General features: G+C 62.5%; 14 protein-coding genes. 5 read left to right on the forward strand and 9 right to left on the reverse strand.

Features of this window, described 5'->3' with window-relative positions:
• Positions 1-522: 522 nt before the first annotated feature.
• The 4 genes from R8871_RS24185 to R8871_RS24200 form a co-directional block, all read right to left on the reverse strand.
• Entirely contained in the window at positions 523-1,302 is a 780-nt protein-coding gene (locus R8871_RS24185; protein WP_054035062.1) for an ABC transporter ATP-binding protein, read from the reverse strand.
• Between the two features lie 49 nt (positions 1,303-1,351).
• Positions 1,352-2,065 carry an ABC transporter permease gene (locus R8871_RS24190; protein ID WP_175052736.1) on the reverse strand — a complete coding sequence of 238 codons (714 nt, stop codon included), beginning with the start codon at positions 2,063-2,065 and terminating at the stop codon, positions 1,352-1,354.
• A complete protein-coding gene (locus R8871_RS24195; RefSeq protein ID WP_120298324.1) occupies positions 2,062-2,751 on the reverse strand; it encodes an ABC transporter permease in 690 nt (229 codons plus the stop codon). The genes R8871_RS24190 and R8871_RS24195 overlap by 4 nt, the downstream gene beginning before the upstream one ends.
• Positions 2,752-3,031: 280 nt before the next feature.
• Complete coding sequence (locus R8871_RS24200; RefSeq protein WP_175052737.1) at positions 3,032-3,808, reverse strand: ABC transporter substrate-binding protein; 777 nt, start codon at positions 3,806-3,808, stop codon at positions 3,032-3,034.
• 368 nt (positions 3,809-4,176) lie between these two features.
• Between R8871_RS24200 and R8871_RS24205 the strand changes: the two genes are divergently transcribed.
• A complete protein-coding gene (locus R8871_RS24205) occupies positions 4,177-4,887 on the forward strand; it encodes a pirin family protein (protein WP_175052738.1) in 711 nt (236 codons plus the stop codon).
• A gap of 181 nt (positions 4,888-5,068) precedes the next feature.
• Here the strand turns inward: R8871_RS24205 and R8871_RS24210 are convergent, their stop codons facing one another.
• Positions 5,069-5,599: a periplasmic heavy metal sensor gene (locus R8871_RS24210; protein ID WP_175052739.1), complete on the reverse strand. Its 531-nt coding sequence runs from the start codon at positions 5,597-5,599 to the stop codon at positions 5,069-5,071.
• 219 nt (positions 5,600-5,818) lie between these two features.
• Here R8871_RS24210 and R8871_RS24215 point away from each other — a divergent pair, with 219 nt between their 5' ends.
• Entirely contained in the window at positions 5,819-6,544 is a 726-nt protein-coding gene (locus R8871_RS24215; protein ID WP_054035058.1) for a response regulator, read from the forward strand.
• The gene (locus R8871_RS24220) at positions 6,528-7,847 is read left to right on the forward strand and encodes an ATP-binding protein (protein WP_175052740.1); all 1,320 of its coding nucleotides are present in this window, start codon (positions 6,528-6,530) and stop codon (positions 7,845-7,847) included. Before R8871_RS24215 ends, R8871_RS24220 begins: the two co-directional genes overlap by 17 nt.
• A gap of 146 nt (positions 7,848-7,993) precedes the next feature.
• Here R8871_RS24220 and R8871_RS24225 read toward each other — a convergent pair whose 3' ends face one another.
• Complete coding sequence (locus tag R8871_RS24225; protein ID WP_175052741.1) at positions 7,994-8,260, reverse strand: hypothetical protein; 267 nt, start codon at positions 8,258-8,260, stop codon at positions 7,994-7,996.
• Between the two features lie 201 nt (positions 8,261-8,461).
• Positions 8,462-10,153, reverse strand: coding sequence for a sensor domain-containing diguanylate cyclase (locus R8871_RS24230; RefSeq protein WP_175052742.1), 1,692 nt, complete (start codon positions 10,151-10,153; stop codon positions 8,462-8,464).
• 721 nt (positions 10,154-10,874) lie between these two features.
• Between R8871_RS24230 and R8871_RS24235 the strand changes: the two genes are divergently transcribed.
• Positions 10,875-12,626, forward strand: a complete 1,752-nt coding sequence (locus tag R8871_RS24235; RefSeq protein WP_175052743.1) for an ABC transporter permease — start codon at positions 10,875-10,877, stop codon at positions 12,624-12,626.
• A gap of 18 nt (positions 12,627-12,644) precedes the next feature.
• Positions 12,645-13,991 (forward strand): ABC transporter ATP-binding protein, encoded by a 1,347-nt coding sequence (locus R8871_RS24240; RefSeq protein ID WP_175052744.1) that lies wholly within the window; start codon positions 12,645-12,647, stop codon positions 13,989-13,991.
• Positions 13,992-14,053: 62 nt separating this feature from the next.
• Here the strand turns inward: R8871_RS24240 and R8871_RS24245 are convergent, their stop codons facing one another.
• Together R8871_RS24245 and R8871_RS24250 are read right to left on the reverse strand one after the other, a co-directional pair.
• Entirely contained in the window at positions 14,054-14,674 is a 621-nt protein-coding gene (locus tag R8871_RS24245; RefSeq protein WP_246287682.1) for a hypothetical protein, read from the reverse strand.
• Entirely contained in the window at positions 14,671-15,267 is a 597-nt protein-coding gene (locus R8871_RS24250; protein WP_175052745.1) for a hypothetical protein, read from the reverse strand. Before R8871_RS24250 ends, R8871_RS24245 begins: the two co-directional genes overlap by 4 nt.
• Between the last annotated feature and the right edge of the window lie 231 nt (positions 15,268-15,498).

Below are 15,498 nucleotides of genomic sequence, written 5' to 3' on the forward strand. Positions count from 1 at the left end.
ACAGAAATCGGTACCAGGGAGATTAGCGGGTGGATTGGGTCTCCTGCCGTGACGGATAGCCTCAGCGGGCTATTCTTCGCGCCATGCCGATCCCTCGCCGACCGGTTCTCCTCTGTTGCTTTGAAGTGAAACTACTTTTAATGAACTTTGTTTTGCTACTTTGGTTACTAATTTATCAAAAATACCCTGGGGTGGGAGAAGAAATTAGTACCGGCTTGGGCCGGTGTCTCCAAATTGCAATACGAATGTGTGCAAGGAATCGTTGCGATGTCCCAAAAAAGGCGGGAAACCCTTATGCCGCAAGGGAATCACGGATTGGGACGGGCAGCGTTAAGGATTGCCACTATTGACGCTTCAAATGCGGCAGAGTAAGGCGGAAAGAGGGTGGTTCAGGACAGCTTCGTGCCCATTTTCGAGGCCAGAACGGCCCGAATGCAGAGGTGAGCGAAGTAAAAAAGGCGCTCGTAAGCGCCTTGTAATGTTACTTTGACTACAGCCCAAATACCAGGCTTTACGACAGTCTTATTTGAGGCTGCCGGAGAGGAACTGTTTGAGCCGTTCGCTCTTCGTGTTTTTGAAGACTTCGTCCGGATGGCCTTCTTCTTCGACCCGGCCTTGATGCAGGAACATCACGTGATTCGACACGTTGCGCGCGAACGCCATTTCGTGAGTGACGACGATCATCGTGCGGCCTTCTTCGGCGAGCGTCTGCATGACCTTGAGCACTTCGCCGACCAGCTCGGGATCGAGTGCCGAAGTCGGTTCGTCGAACAGCATCACGTCAGGGTGCATGGCCAGCGCGCGTGCGATCGCAACGCGTTGCTGCTGACCGCCCGACAGATGCGACGGGTACTGCTTCTCGAGACGCGGCGCAAGGCCCACTTTCTCCAGATACTCGCGCGCGCGCTCTTCGGCTTCCTTGCGCTTTAAGCCCAGCACGTTGACCGGCGCCTCGATGATGTTCTCGAGCACGTTCATATGCGCCCACAGATTGAAGTGCTGGAACACCATCGACAGCCTGGTGCGCACGCGCTGCAACTGCTTCGGATCGGACACGCGCAAAGCGCCGTTCTTCCCGATCTGCGTGCGGACTTCTTCGCCGTCGACGAAAATGCGTCCGGAGTTCGGCTGCTCGAGGAAGTTGATGCAGCGGAGCATCGTGCTCTTGCCTGAGCCGGATGAGCCGATCACGCTGATCACGTCGCCGGCGTTGGCCTTCAGCGACACGCCCTTGAGGACTTCGTTGTCGCCGTACTGTTTGTGAAGCTCGTCGACGAAGAGCTTTTGCTTCTTGGTGTTCATCGGGATCCTTGGCGGGCTTACTTGCTTGGGGGCGCAGCGCCCTTCTTGTTTACTTGCCTTGCGGCCGCAGGTAAGCGAGCCAGCGGCGCTCAGCGCGGCGGAACAGCCACACGAGCGCAAAAGAAATGCATAGATAGAGCAGGGCGGCGATACCGAACGCATTGAACGACTGATACGTGGCCGAGTTCACGTCGCGGGCAATCTTGAGAATGTCCGGCACGGTCGCGGTGAACGCGACGGTGGTGGCGTGCAGCATCAGGATCACTTCGTTGCTGTAGTACGGCAACGCGCGGCGCAGCGCCGACGGCAGAATCACGCGGCGGTACAGCGTGAACGACGACATGCCATACGCACGCGCCGCTTCGATCTCGCCATACGGCGTGGCCTTGATCGCGCCCGCGAAAATCTCGGTGGTGTACGCGCAGGTGTTCAGCGTGAACGCGAGCAGCGTGCAATGCATGCCGTCGCGGAAGAACGCGTTGGTCAGCTCGTGATTGCGAATGATCTCGAGACTGTACAAGCCGGTGTAGCAGAGCAGCAGTTGCACGTAGAGCGGCGTGCCGCGAAAAATGTACGTATACAGCCACACCAGACCTGCGAGCCACTTCTTCTTCGACACGCGCGCGACCGCGAGCGGAATCGACAGACAGAAACCGAGTCCGATCGACACCACCAGCAGCCACAGCGTGATCACGACGCCGGTGAGGCGGTAGCCGTCGGTATAAAGATAGTTGCGCCAGAATTGCTGAATGATCTCGATCATAGATCCGCCTTTCGTACGCCGGTCGAGTAACGCTTTTCGAGGTACATCAGCACGAAGTTGGACACTGTGGTGATGACGAGGTAGATCGCCCCTGCGAGCAGGGTGAAGAAGAAGAACCGCAACGTGCCCTTGCCCGCGTCCTGCGAGGCCTTGACTACATCGGCGAGGCCGATGATTGACACCAGCGCTGTGGCTTTCACCATCACCTGCCAGTTATTGCCGATGCCAGGCAGCGCGAAGCGCATCATCTGCGGGAACATGATTCGCGAGAACACTTGCCAGCCTGTCATGCCGTAGGCCGCGCCCGCTTCGAGCTGGCCGCGCGGCACCGCGAGGAACGCGCCGCGGAAAGTCTCGGTGAAGTACGCGCCGTAGATGAAGCCCAGCACCGCGACGCCGGCCACGAATGGGTCGATGTCGATCTGGTCCCAGCCGAGCAGGTCGGTCAGGTTATTGAGCCAGATCTGGATGCTGTAGAACAGCAGCAACATCAGCACCAGGTCGGGCACGCCGCGCACGAGCGTCGTGTAGACGGTGCCGGCGCCATAAGAGAAGCGGTTTTTCGACAGCTTCGCCGCCGCGCCGAGCAGGCCCAGCACGAAAGCGAACGCCAGTGACAACACCGCCAGTTTGACGGTTTGCCAGGTGCCGTTGAGAAGCAGCGGGCCGTAGCCTTGAAGGAACATATGGGGTCCTTGACGATGCGCTTGTGACGCACCGCGAAAGACGCGGCCAGCTCTGCACCGCGTTTGCGGCGAGCCTGGGCTCGCCGTTTCCTGCGGCGCACAGCGCACCGCTGTGCAAATCATGACTGCATGGCCGTTGCCGGTCTTGCAGCGCGCTTTTCGATTCTCGTTGTGAATCGGGGTTGAAGCTGCGTCTGAAACTGCCTGTTGAAGCTATCAGCGACTGTATTACGAAGCCTCGGGAAAGCCCATGCGGGCGAGCCCCGAGGTAATGAGCAACTCAACGACCAGGATAGATATCGACGTCGAAGTACTGCTTTTCCAGCTTTCTGAACGTGCCGTCCTCGCGCACTTGCGCCAACGCCTGGTTGAACATCGCTTTCAGCGCGACGTCATCCTTGCGCAGGCCGATGGCCGTGCCTTCGCCGATCGTCTTTGGGTCTTTCACTTCCGGGCCGGCCCATGCGAAGCCTTTGCCGCGCGGCGTCTTCAGGAAACCGGCGTCGGCCTGCAATTCGTCCTGCAAGGCGGCGTCAAGACGCCCCGATGCGATGTCGGCGTACACCTGATCCTGGTTCTGGTAGGACACCACGGTCACGCCTTTGGGCTCCCAGTAAGCCTTGGCGTAGGCTTCCTGAGTCGAGCCCTGCTCGACGCCGACATGCTTGCCCTTCAGCGATTCAGCCGTGGGCAGCAGCGGCGAGCCGGCTTTGGCGATCATGCGGGCCGGCGCGTCGAACAGCGTGTCGGAGAAATCAATCTGGTTGCGGCGCTTATCCGTGACGGTCAGCGACGACACGATCGCGTCGAACTTCTTGCCCTTCAACGCCGGGATGATCCCATCCAGGTCCTGCTCGACCCACACGCACTTGACGTTCATTTTCGCGCACAGCGCTTTCGTCAAATCGACGTCGAAGCCGACGACCTGGCCGCTGGCCGCCTTCGATTCGAACGGCGGGTAGCTGGCGTCCACCCCGATGCGCACGGTTTTCCACTCTTTCGCCATGGCGCCGGTGGCCATGACGGCAAGCGTCACGCACAGTGCGGCCTTCTTCATGTTTCTCCTGGATCAAACTGATCGTCGTGGTGTGCCGATCTCGACGATCGCCGGCTCGTGGCCGGCCGTCGCTATTCTAGGCGGTCAAAATTGTCGTGCCGCGTGCGCGTGTCGCTCCGGGCCCGGCTGGCGCGCCTTTGACGCCCACGCGCCTCGAAAAGGGCGGTATTTTACCCGATCAGGGGCCGCGCGCCAGTGCGGGACGCCGTCGGCGGCCGGTGGGCGCAGCATGCGTTGTGCATGCGCGACGGTGCCGGGGCGCGATTGCACGGATTTATAGAACGATCCAGTGCGTCGTTGCCGATTGTTTAGTGCGCCTCGCGCCCATACATTCTGTGCATCGCTAATTACTCACCGGGAGATCCCCCATGATCGAGATTCGCCGTTCCGACGAACGTGGCCACGCCAATCACGGTTGGCTCGACTCGTATCACAGCTTCTCGTTTGCCGACTACCGCGACCCGCAACACGTGCATTTCGGACCGTTGCGGGTGATCAACGAAGACCGCATCGCCGGCGGCCAGGGCTTCGGCACGCACGGCCATCGGGATATGGAAATCGTCACGTATGTGCTCGAAGGCGCGCTCGCGCACCGCGACAGCATGGGCAACGGCTCGACCATCCGTCCCGGCGATGTGCAGCGCATGAGCGCCGGCACGGGCGTGCAGCACAGCGAATTCAACGCATCGCAGGACGAACCGGCGCACCTCTTGCAGATCTGGGTGATCCCGCAGCGTGCGGGTGACCAGCCCGGCTACGAGGAAAAGCGCTTCGACGACGCCGACAAGCGCGGGCGTCTGCGCGTGGTCGCCTCGCCCGACGGCCGCGACGGCTCAGTGACGATTCACGCGGATGCATCGATATACGCGGGGCTGATCGACGGCGCGGAGCAGGCCACGTTTGCGTTGCCGAAAGGCCGGCTGGCGTATGTGCACGTGGCGCGGGGTGCGCTGACCGTGAATGGCCAGGCGCTTCAGGCCGGCGACGCCGCCAAGCTCAGCGAGACCGATACGGTGACGCTCGAAAAGGGCGATAACGCTGAAGTGCTGCTGTTCGATCTGGGTCCGCTCAACGGGTAAGGGCGGATCATCGGGCGTCACACAGCGCCCGTTGCTTGAGGGTGGCTGGTTGCAAGCGCAACGAGTCCCCTGGCTTGAAGTGTGAGCGGCACGCAAACAAAAACGCCACGGAAGTTTTTCCGTGGCGTTTTTTCATCCGGACGACGGTTGCGCGAGCCGCCTTCCGTCTGCGTCGACCCGCTTACTGATTCGCAGCCGGCGCCGACGCTGCACCCTTATTATGGTGTTCCCAGCGGTCACGCATCTTTTCGTGACGCGCTTCCATCTTCGCAAAACGCTGCTTCAGCGCCGTGCTGACGGTGGTCTTCTGCTGGTCGTTCAAGCCGTTATAGAACTTGAGCCATGCGTCCGAGGTTTGCTGACGCAGTTGCGCGTCTTTCTGCTCGACCTGCTGGTGCGCGGCAGCCATGGCGCTCAGATCCAGAATCGGCTGTTGCTGCGCCGCCTTCATCTGGTTCTTGATCTGTTCATGATTGGCGCGCATGGCCTCATGGTTCTGTTTCATGGTGTCGAGCGCGGCCTGCCATTGCTTTTCCTGATCCGCGTTCAGCTTCAACTGATCGTGCAGTTGCGTGAGTTCCTTCATGAAGTGGCCATGCCAGCCACCGGGGCCGCCGTGATCGGCGGGTTGAACGGCATAGGCAGCGCCCGCGCCAATGGCGAGGGCAGTGGCGGCAACGGCGAGAACGCGCGACATTTTTTTGGTGGACATGTAAGACTCCCTGTAATGGAATAGCCGACGATGCAACCGATAATGTGGACGGCCTGCATTCGGTAAGTCACAGCGTAGAGAACTGCGTCCGGCGCTGTGTTACGTGGCTTGATGCGGCTGTTACGGGTCATTACGTACGGCTTTCACCGTAACACCCGGTAACCCTTGCGGGCCGTCTGAAATCGAAAACCCTTCCTGCTGCGCGTTAAACTTCATCCCATGGCTACTCAAATACTGGTTGTCGACGACGACGTCGAATTGCGTGATCTGCTGCGCGACTATCTGGCCCGTCAGGGCATCGAAGTTTCGGTGCTGCACGACGCGGGCACGCTCGAGCGCAGGCTCGAACGCGAGCGTCCGGATCTGATCGTGCTCGATCTGATGATGCCGGGCGTAGACGGGCTGACCGCGCTGCGCAAACTGCGCGCGTCGGGCGACGACATCCCGGTGATCATGCTGACCGCACGTGCTGACGACGTGGACCGCATCGTCGGTCTGGAACTCGGCGCAGACGACTATCTCGGCAAGCCGTTCAACCCGCGTGAGCTGTTGGCGCGCGTGCAGGCGGTGCTGCGGCGGCGCCGCACGCTGCCGTCGGCGGCGGCGCCGGAGCAGCGCGAGCCGTTCAACTTCGGCCGCTTCACGCTGGATTTCCAGTCGCGCACGCTGCATCTCGAAGACAAGCCGCTCACGCTGTCGGGCAGCGAATTCGCGCTCCTGAAGATTTTCGTCAATCACCCCATGCGCACGCTCACACGTGAGCGCCTGCTCGAACTGCTGCATGGTCCGGAATACGACGGCACCGACCGCGGCATCGACGTCCAGGTGTGGCGTTTGCGTCGCATTCTCGAAACCGACCCGTCCACGCCGCGTTTCATTCAAACGGTGCGCGGACGCGGCTACGTGTTCGTGCCGGATGGCGAACAGCATGCGCCGGCCCATTGATTCGCTGTTCGGGCGCCTGGCGCTGCTAGTTATTGCGGTGCTGCTGCTGTCGCATTTCGCGTGGTACGCGTTGATGCGGCTCGAGCGCAGCCAACTGCAAACGCGCTACGCAGTCGAGGAAGCCACCTTCCTCGTCGACGCGGTGCGCCAGCACGTCGCCCGTACGCCGGACCAGCCCTTGCCGTCGCGCGTCAGGCTGGTCGATCCGTCGAGTCCGGATGTGCCGCCGGATAGCACCGCTCTGCCGGCGCCGCTCGAACGCTTCGTCGAGGACGTGCGCGATCGCATGCCCACCGGTACGCTGGTGCGGATCGGCCAGCCTGGCCGTCCGCCCACGCTATGGGTGCGCGCCACCACGGATCGAAGTTGGATCGTCGTGCCGGTGCAGCCACTGCGCACGCCTCGTTCCCTCGATCGCACGGTGCTGTGGCTCGCGATTATCTTTTCGTTCGCGGTGATGGCGGCGCTTTTTGCCGCGTGGGCGCTACAACAGCCATTGCGCTCGCTTGCCCAGGCGGTGGCGCGCTTTGGCCGCGGCCAGCCGGTACCGCCGGTGCCTGAGCGCGGTCCGCGCGAGTTGCGGCAGTTGACGCACGGCTTCAACCAGATGGTTCAGGAAGTGGCGCGCACCGAAAACGACCGGGCCGTGATGCTGGCCGGCGTCGCGCACGATCTGAAAACGCCGCTGGCACGCTTGCGGCTGCGCGCCGAAATGATGGAAGAAGTGAAGATGCGTGACGGCGTGGTGCGCGACGTCGATTCGATGACGCATATCGTCGAACAGTTTCTGGTGTTCGCACACGACGGCGCCGATCGCAGCGAGGCGGTCGAAGTGGATGGGCAGTGCGAGCGCGTGGTCCGTAGTTATCGTGCGGTCGCGTCCGGTGCGCCCACGGTGCAGACCGAACTCAACGCAGGGCCGGGTTTCCTGTTGCCGGCGGCAACGCTCGACCGGATCCTATCGAACCTGTTGGACAACGCGCATGCCTACGGCGCGCCGCCGATCGTCGTCGCCACGGCGCGCACGGCGCAAGGCTTCACGCTTTCGGTCAGCGACAACGGTGGCGGTATCGCCGCGCAAGACCTGATCAATGCCAGCCGGCCGTTCGTCCGGCTCGACCCGGCACGTGGCGGCAACGGTCATAGCGGGCTGGGGCTCGCGATCGTCGAGCGTCTGGTGCGGCGTGCGGGTGGGGAGTGGGAGATCGGCAACCACGAAGGTCGTGGCTTGCGGGTCTTGATGAGCTTTCCCTTCGACGTGGTTCCGCGTGCCGTGGCGGCTTCGGAAAGCGCCTGGGGTTGAGCGGGGCAAGGGCGGTAAGCGCCTGCCCCGCTATATATATGTCGCTATATGCCGCGATGAGATGTCCGAACGCAAGGTTCGGAATGCGGCGTCTGAGTCGCAATGCCGGATGCGCTGTCTGGAATGCGCTTCCGGCAAACTCTGCGCTAGTCTGAAAACAGCGTGTTCAACGCATTTGCCGCGTCACCATCCACCGTATTCCACGTTACCGTTTCGGCCTCGAAGATGTAGTGCGTGGTGTACTTGCCGAGACGCGTGAGTATCTCTTCCTGAATCAGTTCCGGTGCGACCTCCAGCTTCAGATACCACGTGGTCGACGACAAGCGCGTCTGGAACGCGCCATACTCGGCCAGCAGATGGTCGAATGCGTCAGCATCCTGATCGCGACAGACGATGACCAAATTTCCCTTCATGCGAATCTCCCGTTAGAGCGGTGGCGGCAACCTCAATGTCAGGGTTGATGATACCTGCTTCGTTGCGGGACGCCCGAGGCCGGGACTTGCTTTGCATCAGCGACCGTACGCATTGGGTTGCGGACGGCGCGCCGCGCGAATTGAATTTGGAGGCGACCGGCGCATTACCCATTACCTGGCGCTAGCCGGCGTCGCCAGTCATCACCAGGCGTTGACCACCGTCCGCGCGGGCGGTGCGGTGTCGTCGGGCGGAAGGGCTTCGGTGCGGTCGCGGCCGCCCGTCTTTGCCGCATAAAGCGCCGTGTCGGCGCGGCTCATGATGCGCTCGGGCAGATCGTCGGACGAGAGTTCGGTGATGCCGATGCTCACGCTCAAGCCCACCGAGGCCGGCAACTTCGGCGAAGGAATGGCCTTCAGGCGCAGGCGCAAGCGTTCGACAACTTCACGGCCGCCCGCCAGATCCGTGGCCGGCAACAGCAAGCCGAACTCTTCTCCACCGAGCCGCCCGATCGCATCGGTGCCGCGCAACTCGGCCCGGCAGGTATCGACGAAATGTTCGAGCGCGCGGTCGCCGGCGGCGTGGCCGAAGCGGTCGTTGATCTGCTTGAAGTGGTCGAGGTCGGCGATTGCCATGCACAGCGGCTCATTGCTCGCATGCGCGCGTTCGATCTCGTGGCGCAGCAGGTCGAGGAAGTAGCGCCGCGACAGCGCGCCGGTCAGCGCATCGTGGCGCGCCTCCGCCGAGAGTAGCGTGTTGGCCGATTGCAATTGTTCTGCAAGGTCGCGCGTGGCGCGATGGTGGCGCCGCTCGCGCACGTACGACACGGTGATGACCCACGCGAGCGCGACCGTGCCGGCCAGCGTCAGAAACACCAGCAGATGGTCGCGCTTGTGATTGCGCAGCAGTTCGGGCCAGGCCGCGAGCGGATCGACCAGATGCGCCGAGAGCCCCGAGTTCAGGCCGCTACGTGCCTGATACAGCGATGGCGACGGCTGCTCGCTCATGCCGAACAACTGTTCGGCGACACCTGCGGGTACCCAGTGCGCCTGTTCGCGCACGCGCGTATCGACCTGAATCTGGATGTCGGGGAGGATCTCGCGGCGATAGATGGTCAGGCGCTCGGCGGCGCTCATCTTTGTTACGCGCGAGTTCGGCAGTGCGTGGCCTTCGAGCGTGCTGTTGTGCGCCATGATAATGACGCCGTTTTCATCGGCGACGAAGGTGCCGGCATGCGCAACCCAGTGGCGTAACCGCGCGATCCCCACCTTGGCCACCACGACCCCCACCAGCATACCGTCGGCGTACACCGGCGCCGCGATGAAGATGCCCGGCTCACCGCTCTGGCGGCCGACGCCATAGGCTTCCGAAAACGCACCGAGCAAGGCATTCGTCAGGTAGCCGCGCATGCGCATGTCCGCGCCGATGAAGGTGTGCTCTGCCGCAAGCGGTCGATTGACGGAGTTGCTCGAAGCGACGCAGATGCCGTTGGTATTGACGAGCCAGATCTGGTCGAGCCCGGAGAAGCCTTGGGCGTCGTGCAGGAAATTGCTCACGGTGAGCATGCGCGGGTCTTTTAACAACGCGGCGCGCAGGGCGGGTTCCGCCGCTTCGCCGTTCGCGGCATAATTCTGCGATTGCACCAGCGCGTGCTGGACCACGTCCATTTCGGCCATGGTTGCGGGGATGGCGCGAGACATGGCGAGGTCGCTGGCGATCACCTCCGCCATGTTGTCGACGATCGACGTGGACATCTGGCGTTGCGTGCGCAAAGCCGCGTCCAGCTCTTGCTGTACCATCCGGTCCGCGACCATGCCGGCCACGAACCAGCAAACGAGCACGATCAGCGCGAAGCTGATCGGTCCGGTTGCCTGGCGCAAGGTTGTCCTGTTCATCGACCCTCTGATTCGTCTGGCTGTGACATGCAACTAGCTCATTCGTGGCAGCGCCCCGGCGCTGTTTCGCACCTGTGGAAACTGCTGGCGATACGCCCTCGGTGCGGGCCGCGTTGTAGACCGGCAAAACCGCAAAGAAGCATGCCGTCTCTTGATTTTAACCGTCATGGGGCCTGACGCCACCGTTATTGCGGGAATGCGAAGTGCATCCGCTTTGCCCATCAGGTTCTTAACGGCAGCGCATCAGCTTTCTGAATGGCTGCGTGGGTTTAACAGGTGTTTGAAACCCGATCCGCGCGGTGATCGCGATTGATGGGAAAGTGGCTGGCCGAAAGTAGATGGTTCGCTATACGTGCTTCAGCGTCGCCGGCGGAGGGTGGTTGCGGGGGTGTTCGGCGCTATTTGTTGCTATTTGCCGTGAAAGGTTGTGCCTGAAACATAGGATGGTGTAGTGTCGTGCCGTCCAAAACAAGGAAAGCCCGCCAGCCTTCGGGCGGCGCCTGCGGCGACAGGAGCCCGGCTTGACGGTTGCGGTCCCGGGCAGTCTTGCCCACGGCCCCGTCTGTCACCGGTCCACGTGTCTCCAACGCTAACGATTTACCGCGCACATGCGTTTTGCCATGCCTGATTTCCGCTGTCTGGACCGATCTACAGACTGCCGCGCCGAAGCCGCGGCCCCCTGCGTGCGTTTGAATACCTGTATGAATAGGGAGAGCGTCTGATGGATTTCAGCTTCAACCTGAAGCGCACCGCCAATGCCTCTGCATGGCGGGTGTTGCCTAATCGTTGGGACTTCGTCGCCTTTCCGCTGATCATCTGCATCATTGCGATGGCGGCGATCGGCTTTCACGAGACGCTGGCGCCGATGTCGACGCTCAAGACCCAGGCGATCTCGCTCGACCCGACGAATCTGCCCGAGTACGCCATGCGCACCACACTGCGCATGCTGGCGGCGATGGTCGCCTCGCTGATCTTCACGCTGGTGTATGGCACGCTGGCTGCCAAGAGCCGCCGCGCCGGCATGGTGCTGGTGCCGATTCTCGACATCCTGCAGTCGGTGCCGGTGCTTGGCTACATTTCGTTTACGGTCACGTTCTTCCTCGCGCTGTTCCCGGGCCGTGTGCTCGGCGCCGAGCTGGCGGCGATCTTCGCGATCTTTACGAGCCAGGCGTGGAACATGACGTTCAGCTTCTATCAGTCGCTGCGCACGGTGCCGCGCGATCTGGACGAAGTGTCGCGCGGCTTTCATCTGACTTCATGGCAGCGCTTCTGGAAACTCGAAGTACCGTTCTCGATGCCGGGCCTCATCTGGAACATGATGATGTCGATGTCGGGCGGCTGGTTCTTCGTGGTCGCGTCCGAAGCCATTACGGTCGGCAACAATACGATCACGCTGCCGGGGATCGGCGCCTATCTCGCGCAGGCGATTTCCGACAAGAACTTGCACGCAATCGGCTGGGTGATTCTGGCCATGACGGTCGTGATTCTTGCGTACGACCAGTTCATGTTCCGTCCGCTCGTCGCGTGGGCCGATAAATTCCGTATGGAAACCACCAGCTCGGGCAATGCGCCGGAATCGTGGCTGCTCGACCTGATCCGCCGCACCCATCTGATTCACCGTCTGCTGGTGCCGCTCGGCTGGATGTTCGCCAAGGCTGCGCGCGTGAACTTCACGCTGCCGGCGTTTGGCGGCCCGCGGTTCCATATTCCGCAGCGCGAGAAGACTTCGCGCATCGGCGACATTGTCTGGGCGGCGGTGGTGCTGATCGCCACGGTCTTCGTGGTGTACCGCGTGATCACGTACGTGCGAACCGGCGTGTCGCTCGACGAAGTCTGGCACGTGCTCGTATTGGGGCTCATCACGCTGCTGCGAGTGGTGGTGCTGATCGCGATCGCTTCCGTGATCTGGGTGCCGATCGGTGTGCTGATCGGCCTGCGGCCGGCGCTGGCCGAGAAGATGCAGCCGATTGCGCAGTTCCTCGCTGCGTTCCCGGCGAACCTGCTGTTCCCGGTGTTCGTGATCGCCATCGTGCGCTTTCATCTGAACCCGGATATCTGGCTGTCGCCGCTGATTGTGCTCGGCACGCAGTGGTATATCCTGTTCAACGTGATTGCCGGTGCGAGTTCGTATCCGAACGACTACCGGGAAGCGGCCAAGAACTTCCACATTCGCGGCTGGCAATGGTGGCGTCAGGCGATGCTGCCGGGCATTTTCCCTTATTACGTGACTGGCGCGATCACCGCGTCGGGCGGCGCGTGGAACGCCAGTATCGTTGCGGAATTCGTCCAGTGGGGCGATACCAAGGTTGCCGCGCATGGCTTGGGCGCTTACATCGCACAGACCACCGCAGCAGGCGACTATCCGAAGATCATTGTGGGCATCGCCGTGATGTCCCTGTTCGTGACCCTGTTCAACCGCCTGCTGTGGCGTCCGATGTACGCCTATGCCGAAGCGAAGCTCCGGCTTGATTGAGAATAAAGGCTAAACGCGATGCAAAATCCTAAAGCTGCTATGACCGCCGCGCCGATCCAGACCCCGCCGATGCCGCCGCGCCTCGGTGAGGAGATTCTGCGCGTCAAGGACGTGTGCCGCGGGTTCAACAAGTCGCAGGGCGAGCTGCTCGTCCTCGACGACGCGAATCTGTCGTTGCGCGAAGGCGAGATCGTCGGTTTGCTGGGCCGCTCGGGCTCGGGCAAGTCGACGCTGTTGCGCATCATCGCCGGGCTGATCGAGCCGACCGGCGGCGAAGTCACGTACATGGGAAAGCCGCTCGACGGCCCGGCCAAGGGTGTGGCGATGGTGTTCCAGACCTTCGCGCTGTTCCCGTGGCTGACCGTGCTGCAAAACGTGGAAGCGGGTCTCGAGGCGCAGGGCGTCGCCGCGAGCGAGCGACGCACGCGCGCGCTGGCCGCGATCGACCTGATCGGTCTCGACGGTTTCGAAAACGCGTATCCGCGCGAGTTGTCGGGCGGCATGCGTCAGCGTGTTGGTTTTGCGCGCGCGCTGGTGGTCGACCCCACGCTGCTGCTGATGGACGAGCCGTTCTCCGCGCTCGACGTGCTGACCGCCGAAACGCTGCGTACCGACTTGCTCGACCTGTGGACGCAAGGCCGCATGCCGATCAAGGCGGTGCTAATCGTCACGCACAACATCGAGGAAGCGGTGTTCATGTGCGACCGGATTCTGGTGCTGTCGTCCAATCCGGGCCGTGTGATCGCCGAGATCAAGGTGCCGTTCAAGCATCCGCGTAACCGTCTGGACCCGGCGTTCCGCCGGCTGGTCGACGACATTTACGCGAAGATGACGGCGCGCCAGACTGACGAAAAGACCAAGAAGGGCCTCGAGCTGCACAGCTGGCTGCCGCATGTGTCGACCAACCTGATGGCCGGTCTGATCGAAACGCTGGCCGCTGCGCCGTACCACGGCCGTGCGGACATGCCGGAAATCGCCCGCTCGCTGCACCTGGAGGTGGACGATCTGTTCCCGGTCGCCGAAGTGCTGCAGCACCTGGGTTTCGCCGACGTGCGCGAAGGGGATATTTTCCTGACGCCGCCGGCGCGCGTGTTCTCTGAATTCGGCACCCAGGAGCGCAAGATGATGTTCGCGGAACATCTGCTGCGCCACGTGCCGCTCGCTGCGCGGATCAAGAAGGTGTTGAACGAACGGCCGGGGCATCGCGCGCCGCGCGTGCGTTTCGAACAGGAGCTGGAGGATTTTCTGTCGGACAGCGCCGCGGAAGAGACGCTCGACGCAGTGATCAACTGGGGCCGTTATGGCGAGATCTTCTCGTACAACGACCAGACGGAAATTTTCAGTCTGGAAGACGTGGAGTCTTAAGCCCGGTTGAGTCGATTAAGACGCTTCAGGCAAAAAGCGGCAGGGGAGACCCTGCCGTTTTTTTATTGTAGAGCGCCCCAGCGCTCGACTGCCGGTTCCGCCGACGCCCACTTCCAGCCCTTGTCCTGCCGGCACGCGCTCGCCGTGTACCAGTCTTCGTGCGCGTCCGGGCCGTCGCCGTCCTGAACTGAGAACACGAAATCCTTGCACAGCGCGAGCGCCGAGCTGAACGCGCGCGTCACGCGCACCTGGCCGTGGCCGTTCTCGATCGGCAGCGTGTGCTTGACCGCCCAGGGCCGCGTCTCGCCGACCGGCATGGCGCCCGCCAGCGCGGCGATCAGGTTCTGCTGATCGGTGTGCATGGTGCGCATGTAGCGGCCGACGGCTTCGTCGGTCGCGGCCTGCACGGCGATACCGACGCCGATGCCGACTGCCGGGTTGGAGGTCACGAGGCCCGACGCGACGCCTGCCGCCGCGCCGCTCGCCGCGCCGACCGACGAGCAGCCGCTCGTCAGCAGGCTGGCGCCGACGCAGAGCGCACCGGCCAGCACGAGCCGCAGCCGGTTGCCGGAAAGCGTCGCTGCTGCCGTGCGTGGATTCAGTGCGGTACGCGCGCCATCGACGAAGCGCAGCCCTGGCAGCGAGTGGCTTTTCCTTGGACGTGGAAGCGTCAGCGCCTTCATTGCAGAGCGCCCCAGCGTTCGGTAGCAGGTTCGGCCGACGCCCATTTCCAGTTGTCGCCGTCGCGGCAGATCGACGCGACGTAGAACGCGCTGCTTGCCGGCACATTCTTGGTGGCGGTCTGATCGACCGAGAAGACGATTTCCTTGCAGTCGAGCGCACCGGCGCTGATCGTGCGGCTGACGGTGACGCGGCCGTGTTCGTCGTCTTCGATCGGCATCGAGTGGGTCACGCTCCACGGAGCGATTGCGCCGACGTCGAGCGGCCCGGCGATTTTGGCGATGCCGTCCTGCGTATTTTTGTGGACCACGCGTTCCGAGTACTGCACGCCGGCTCGGGCCGCGGCCACCGCGCCGAGGCCGATGCCGGTGGCGACGGCCGCGTTGCTGGTGACTTTGGCGGCGAGCGCTGCGCCCGCGATACCGGCGCCGGCGGTGGCGCCTTCCGAGTAGATTGAACTACAACCGCTCAACGCCGACGTGATCGCCACGGCTAATACGACGAGCGCCGTTGTATTCGGACGTCCGCGTTTTGCTGCGCTGGACGCGTTGGCGGATTGTTTCGCCCATTCGACCCACACCATACTTTTTTGCATTTCCCTGTCTCTGCTCCTGCAAGTGCCTTTCGCTCAAGCACTGTTCACACATGTGTTTCGTGTGTGTCTACGGTGCGTGAGCGAAAGGCACGTCTTCCTTATCATTGCGCGGTGCGCTGCCGCATTTTGCAGGATGCCATTTGTAATTGGCAGTGGGAAAGTGCAAGCAATTGCAAAAGATGGTGCGAGTCAGATCAGTTTCTGGTGAGAAACAATCGATTTGATTGGTGG

Origin of the sequence: Paraburkholderia sediminicola, assembly GCF_902859805.1 — a bacterium.
Classification (GTDB): domain Bacteria; phylum Pseudomonadota; class Gammaproteobacteria; order Burkholderiales; family Burkholderiaceae; genus Paraburkholderia; species Paraburkholderia sediminicola.

Excerpts from the sequence above, each read along its gene's own strand:
- R8871_RS24185 (WP_054035062.1), bottom strand. The coding sequence starts at position 1,302 with ATGAACACCAAGAAGCAAAAGCTCTTCGTCGACGAGCTTCACAAACAG.
- R8871_RS24190 (WP_175052736.1), bottom strand. The coding sequence starts at position 2,065 with ATGATCGAGATCATTCAGCAATTCTGGCGCAACTATCTTTATACCGAC.
- R8871_RS24195 (WP_120298324.1), bottom strand. The coding sequence starts at position 2,751 with ATGTTCCTTCAAGGCTACGGCCCGCTGCTTCTCAACGGCACCTGGCAA.
- R8871_RS24200 (WP_175052737.1), bottom strand. The coding sequence starts at position 3,808 with ATGAAGAAGGCCGCACTGTGCGTGACGCTTGCCGTCATGGCCACCGGC.
- R8871_RS24205 (WP_175052738.1), top strand. The coding sequence starts at position 4,177 with ATGATCGAGATTCGCCGTTCCGACGAACGTGGCCACGCCAATCACGGT.
- R8871_RS24210 (WP_175052739.1), bottom strand. The coding sequence starts at position 5,599 with ATGTCCACCAAAAAAATGTCGCGCGTTCTCGCCGTTGCCGCCACTGCC.
- R8871_RS24215 (WP_054035058.1), top strand. The coding sequence starts at position 5,819 with ATGGCTACTCAAATACTGGTTGTCGACGACGACGTCGAATTGCGTGAT.
- R8871_RS24220 (WP_175052740.1), top strand. The coding sequence starts at position 6,528 with ATGCGCCGGCCCATTGATTCGCTGTTCGGGCGCCTGGCGCTGCTAGTT.
- R8871_RS24225 (WP_175052741.1), bottom strand. The coding sequence starts at position 8,260 with ATGAAGGGAAATTTGGTCATCGTCTGTCGCGATCAGGATGCTGACGCA.
- R8871_RS24230 (WP_175052742.1), bottom strand. The coding sequence starts at position 10,153 with ATGAACAGGACAACCTTGCGCCAGGCAACCGGACCGATCAGCTTCGCG.
- R8871_RS24235 (WP_175052743.1), top strand. The coding sequence starts at position 10,875 with ATGGATTTCAGCTTCAACCTGAAGCGCACCGCCAATGCCTCTGCATGG.
- R8871_RS24240 (WP_175052744.1), top strand. The coding sequence starts at position 12,645 with ATGCAAAATCCTAAAGCTGCTATGACCGCCGCGCCGATCCAGACCCCG.
- R8871_RS24245 (WP_246287682.1), bottom strand. The coding sequence starts at position 14,674 with ATGAAGGCGCTGACGCTTCCACGTCCAAGGAAAAGCCACTCGCTGCCA.
- R8871_RS24250 (WP_175052745.1), bottom strand. The coding sequence starts at position 15,267 with ATGCAAAAAAGTATGGTGTGGGTCGAATGGGCGAAACAATCCGCCAAC.